This is a genomic window from Shewanella sp. SG41-4, from assembly GCF_014164505.1.
In the GTDB taxonomy this organism is placed as follows: Bacteria; Pseudomonadota; Gammaproteobacteria; order Enterobacterales; family Shewanellaceae; genus Shewanella.
Genome location: NZ_JACJFI010000248.1, coordinates 1 through 5720 on the forward strand (window position 1 = coordinate 1; position 5720 = coordinate 5720).

Here is a 5720-nt window from a genome sequence, read left to right on the forward strand (position 1 = left end):
GCTTGCAGTATTAATTGGCGTCGGTATTTTCCTGCTTTACGATCCAGTGGAGCCGGGATAGGGCCAATAATTTCAAAGTCTTTATCTTGTGGTAATAGCTCGCTGGTGCGGGCAAGAAAAGCATCTGCATCTTCAGCTAAATGTGCTTCTGCGCGAATTAGAACCATGTGCCAAGCAGGTGGTAACAATGCTTGTTGACGCTCTTTTAGCTGACTACGAGCAAACTCGCCATAACCGCGTTTCAATAAATCACGTAAAATGGGGTTATCACTTTGATGGGTTTGCAGTAGCACTTTGCCGGGTTTGTCTGCGCGGCCAGCGCGGCCAGACACTTGAGTATATAGCTGGCCAAAACGTTCTGGCGCACGAAAGTCTGCACTGAACAATGCGCCATCAACATCCAATAACCCTACAAGGGTGACATCTGGAAAGTGATGTCCTTTGGCGAGCATTTGGGTGCCGACCAAAATTTTATATTTACCCATGTAAATCCCTTTGAGCTGTTGTTCAAGGGAGCCTTTACGTCTGGTGGTATCTCGGTCGATGCGGACAACCGGGAATTTGGGAAACAGTTTAATCAGTTCTTGTTCTAGCTGTTCAGTGCCCAAACCGTGACCCATTAGCATGGTACTACCACATTGATGGCATTGGCGTGGGATAGCGTATTGATTACCGCAGTGATGGCAACAAATCTCGTTTAAGCCTTGATGGACAGTAAAAAAGGCATCACAACGATCGCACTCATGTAAATGGCCGCATTCATGACAAAGCAAGGCCGGAGCAAATCCGCGGCGGTTTAGAAATAGCAGTACCTGATTACCCGCATCAAGGTGCATACGCATTTCATTAATTAATGATGTCGACATGCCCGCTTTTAATGGTTGCGAGGTGATATCGACAATACCTTGCTTAACCTTTTGCGCCGCACCAGCTCGTTCACTCAGTTCCAGGTGATGATAACGGCCAGATAATGCATTTTGTAACGTTTCTAATGATGGTGTTGCGGAGCCTAGTACCACTTGAATATCTTCAAGATGCCCACGCATTACGGCTAAATCACGCGCGTGATAACGCACACCTTCCTGTTGCTTAAAGCTGCTGTCATGCTCTTCATCAAGAATAATTAACCCTGGATAAGCCATTGGGGTAAAGAGTGCAGAGCGAGTGCCAATGATAATAGCCGCTTCACCGACACGAGCCTGACGCCAAGCTTCTAAGCGTTGATTATCGGTTAATCCGGAATGTATTACGGCAATATTGACTTCAAAACGACGCTTGAAACGATTAATGGTTTGCGGTGTTAAGCCAATTTCAGGCACGAGGATCAGTGCTTGTTTACCTTGTTTTAAAATTGTTTCAAGCAAGGTGAGGTAAACTTCGGTTTTACCAGAGCCGGTAATCCCTTCCAATAACGTGCAATGAAACCCCTGCTGCTGAGTGAGTACAGAAACGGCAACGGCTTGTTGTTTGTTCAGCTTATGGGGTGACTCATTCATAATAAGCTGTTGACGCCAGCTTAAATCATGGCTGAGCACTTTTTGTTGCCGTTCAATCCATTGTTTTTGTTCTAATGCTTTTAAAGCCGCTTTGCTTAATTGTTGGGTGGTGAACTCATCTTGGCTGATGGGGTTTGCAAGCAATAACTCGTACAGTTTTTTCTGTGCAGGGGCGCGTTTTAAAACACTAGAATCTGCACTGCGACCTTCGGGGCTTAAATGATATTCAACCACCGCTTGCGGCGCCGCTTCGAGGCCTTTCCTCAACGCGACAGGCAACGCTTGGCTAAGCATTTGCCCTTGAGTGGTAAAGTAATACCGGGCAGCCCAGAGGGTTAATTTATATAGCGAATCGGGTAACAATGGGGCATCATCTAGTACCGCAGTGACAGATTTTATTTGTTGCGGCGCTAAGTCACATTTATCAGTAATAGCGGTAATTAAGCCAATGAGTTGTTGTGGACCGAAAGGGACTTTAACTCTAAGGCCGATTTGCAATCCTGCTTGTTGTTCGTCTTTTACACGATAACTAAAGTTTCTGCGTAATGGGACGGGTAAGGCGACTTCAACAAACACGGGCATAAGGCTTCATCATTTTTCAATTCGATAGTGGATTGCGGATCAGTTTACCTCTAAGTGTCATCAAAGAGATAGGGCAACATTTATATGCGTAAAGGACTTATTGAAGTCATCATCTTTGTATTTGGATTATTGGGCTATATTGCGACATCAATGGCTCAAGTGAATCATGTCAGTATCAATAGCCGTCAATTTGAATTGAATAATCTCCCGCAATTAAAGATCAACATCGTGGCACAAAATGATGATGCGTCGCGGTTAGGTTTTTATATTCGCCAGTTGGATGACAGTTTGGATGGTAGGAACGTGCTGCAACAGAAGTTAACTGTGCAGGGGATTAATCGCTTTTTATTACAACTTAGTGGCACAGACATTATTAATGACTCAAATGCGCAGTTAATTATTACCGAGAATACAGCGACTGGAGCGGTTACGTTAGCCGTAATAGCCTTATTTGATGCACCGTATTCAGTTAATAGTGCAACCTTAACCTCCAATGTTGGTAACCCTCGGGTATCGCCAGTAGCCAACATCACGAGTGCAAGAGTTTCCAAAAGTCGCCAAGATGACAGCCGTTTGGCTCCAGCGTCATCTGTACCAGAACGACAACCAGCACCATCCCCAATTGAAACATCTCAACAGGCGAGATGTTTAATTGAGCGAGATAATAGTGACACATTGTGGCGTATAGCAAACCGTTATAAAGATCAGTGGCACACCAGTGTATATGGTGCGATGTTAGCCATTTTCGAGGCTAACTTATTGGCTTTTTCCAAGCAAAGAATTCATTTATTACTAAAAGATGTAGCATTGAATTGCCCATCAACGGCTATTTTAACCGAATACAATAATAAAGCGGTGGACAAAAAAGTATTTGAGGCTGTTGAAGCAAAACATGCCGTTAAATAGAGCTATTGATAATATATCTTGGTTAAAAGCTGCATAAGATCGAGTAATTACTCTTGTTTGTCAGTAATTGGTTGCAGCTGATAATGTTAATTTATATAGTTGCTTGCGTTAACACTTTTGCATTAGAGTCATAATCAGAGTAAAACGGAGAAAACAATCATAAATTACAGCTCAATAAGCTTAACTAAAAATAATAATATTAAGAAATAAGTGTCGAAGCATATTGAATTTAGTGGATTTACGGCGTGGATTTACGCTGAGTTGAAGTGGTTTATAAGTGAAAGGATTGATTTGATGAAAAGCTTTAAGCTGCTAGCAATATTAGCATTACTGGCTGTGGATAGTATTTCAGTTGTTAGAGCAGAAGTCAGTCATATTAGTATTGATACCATTCCATTTGAAAGTGGTCAATTACCTCAACTAAGCGTCAATATCATAACCGATCATCATGATTTATCGCGACTGACTTTTTATTTACGCCAAATCTATCACGACAATATTGTGTTAGAAAAGCTTGTTGTTGAACGACACGATAATGATATTTTTGTGTTAAGTGGAACAGAGCAAATACGTGACCCTGATGCGGCATTAATTGTTTCTGAATACCGTAATGCTAAATGGCTACAGTATTCGCCTGTACCTTTATTCTCTAAAGCCATTGCTCAGAGTAAGTACCAACCAGTAGCCATTAAAACGATGAAGTCAGCTTCGGCATCACTGACTCCAGTGCCTACGCCAATTAATCGTAATACCAGCGAGATACCTCAGGTAGCGACAACACAACAAAATCTGAATGATTGCCAGATTAACCCGTTACCGAATGATACGTTATGGAAAATAGCGGTGCGCTATCGTAATCAATGGAATTCAAACATTTATGGTGCAATGCTTGCCCTTTATCAAACGAATCCATCAGCGTTCTATCAAGATAAAATTAGTCTACTGCAATTAGGCAGTTCGTTAAGCTGCCCATCGATAGCGACTCTTTCGCGCTATCAAAATGTCGCTGTAGATAAAATTACATTCGACAATTTAGTGGCCAGTCAACGTGGTAAACCCCAAGTAGGAAAAATACCCACACTACCCTTGCCTGCAGCTGTTATTGCTACTCAGCCTATATCGAATAATGATTCAATGAATGTCTCGATGAATGATATGGATAGTAAAAAATCTGAAAGTAATGCGTTATTGGCCGCTATTCATGAAACGAAAATATCGCCTCAGCCATTACCAATCAAGACGGTAGCTAAGGTATCTATACCGACTCATAAGCAAGATAAAATCTGCTTAATTGATAAATCACCTCAAGACACTCTATGGCGAGTTGCCGACCGCTATTATCGACAATGGCAAATCAGTGTATATGGTGCAATGCTGGCTATTTATGAGGCAAACCCTAAAGCGTTTGCCAATGGTAAAATTTACTTATTGATGTCAGATAGCCGCTTACAATGCCCATCTGGTGAGATGTTAAAGCAATATCAAAGTGCGTCTAAGGCACAAATTACCTATGAGGCGCTAGAGCGTACTCATCGACAATACTAGTATTGCTTAGAAATTCTACTTGTTTGTGTATTAGAGACACTGTATTATCTCGCGCCTAAAACATATTGTTATTAACTGCATGTGGTGCTCAACTTCGGGTTGGGAGAGCGACATGGCCTTCAATTTAAGGTAGCCCAAAATGAAAACAGGTATTCACCCAAATTACGCTGAAATTACTGCAACTTGTACTTGTGGTAACATCATCAAAGTGAACTCAACTGCAGGCAAAAGCCTACACTTGGACGTATGTGGTGCATGTCACCCATTCTACACTGGTACTCAGAAAGTTGTTGATACTGGTGGTCGTATTGACAAGTTCAACAAGCGTTTTGGTGTTCTTGGTAAAAAGTAATTGCATTGTTAATTACTCAAAAAAAGGTGCCTTTGGCACCTTTTTTGTTTTTTATATTGCAATCGTATTGTGCTGTGAAGAAAACTAATTTTTTAGTGGTAAACAATACAAAAAAACACAAATCCCGCTTTATTGTTATTTAGACAAAATAAACTGCAAATATCGATGTCTATATCCGATTCCTATCGTAAATCTTGTTATTTTCCTACATTTTTAACTTATTGATTTATATATATTCATGTTCGATTAGTTAGAGTAATAAAACGTACCCTCTATTTTGACTCACAACACCTCCAGTCACTAAGTTTTTGATTTATATAATCCTTGTATTAGCGTATTGTTATTAAAATTTTAGATGGCCTGTTCGCTCACTGTTAATGTGGAGTGCGGATCATACTTTCCTCCATAGATAGCGCATTTCAGGATGTATAAAATGTCAGATATTCGTCAACAAGCACTCGATTATCATGAATTTCCGGTACCAGGCAAAACAGCTGTTTGCCTAACAAAACCGGCTCAATCAAGCCACGATCTCGCGTTGGCATATAGTCCTGGTGTGGCAGAGCCTGTTAGAGAGATTGCATCTGATCCTGAAAATGCCTATCGGTATACTAATAAAGGCAATACGGTCGCGGTTATTACCAACGGGACCGCTATTTTAGGTTTAGGCAATTTAGGCCCGTTAGCGTCAAAACCTGTTATGGAAGGCAAATCACTTCTGTTTAAACGGTTTGCTAATATTGATTCGATTGATATTGAGGTGAAGCACCGCACAACAGAAGACTTCATTAATACTGTCGAATCTATTGCTGATACTTTTGGTGGGATTAATTTAGAAG

The 5720-nt window shown here is 41.2% G+C and carries 4 protein-coding genes and 1 pseudogene; 4 read left to right on the plus strand and 1 reads right to left on the minus strand.

The features are described from left to right. Nucleotides 1–2078 (minus strand): primosomal protein N' (gene priA / locus H5202_RS17240; protein WP_182773164.1); only part of this gene is annotated, 2078 nt, incomplete at its 3' end. Between the two features lie 84 nt (nucleotides 2079–2162). On the opposite strand from priA, the gene H5202_RS17245 reads away from it, so the two are divergent. The 4 genes and pseudogenes from H5202_RS17245 to H5202_RS17260 all read left to right on the plus strand — a co-directional run. Beyond that, a complete protein-coding gene (locus H5202_RS17245; protein WP_182773165.1) occupies nucleotides 2163–2984 on the plus strand; it encodes a FimV/HubP family polar landmark protein in 822 nt (273 codons plus the stop codon). 294 nt (nucleotides 2985–3278) lie between these two features. Next, entirely contained in the window at nucleotides 3279–4529 is a 1251-nt protein-coding gene (locus tag H5202_RS17250; protein WP_182773166.1) for a FimV/HubP family polar landmark protein, read from the plus strand. Nucleotides 4530–4668: 139 nt separating this feature from the next. Continuing rightward, nucleotides 4669–4881, plus strand: a complete 213-nt coding sequence (gene rpmE, locus H5202_RS17255; RefSeq protein ID WP_182773167.1) for a 50S ribosomal protein L31 — start codon at nucleotides 4669–4671, stop codon at nucleotides 4879–4881. Nucleotides 4882–5314: 433 nt separating this feature from the next. After that, nucleotides 5315–5720: pseudogene (locus H5202_RS17260) on the plus strand (malate dehydrogenase); the annotation flags it as partial.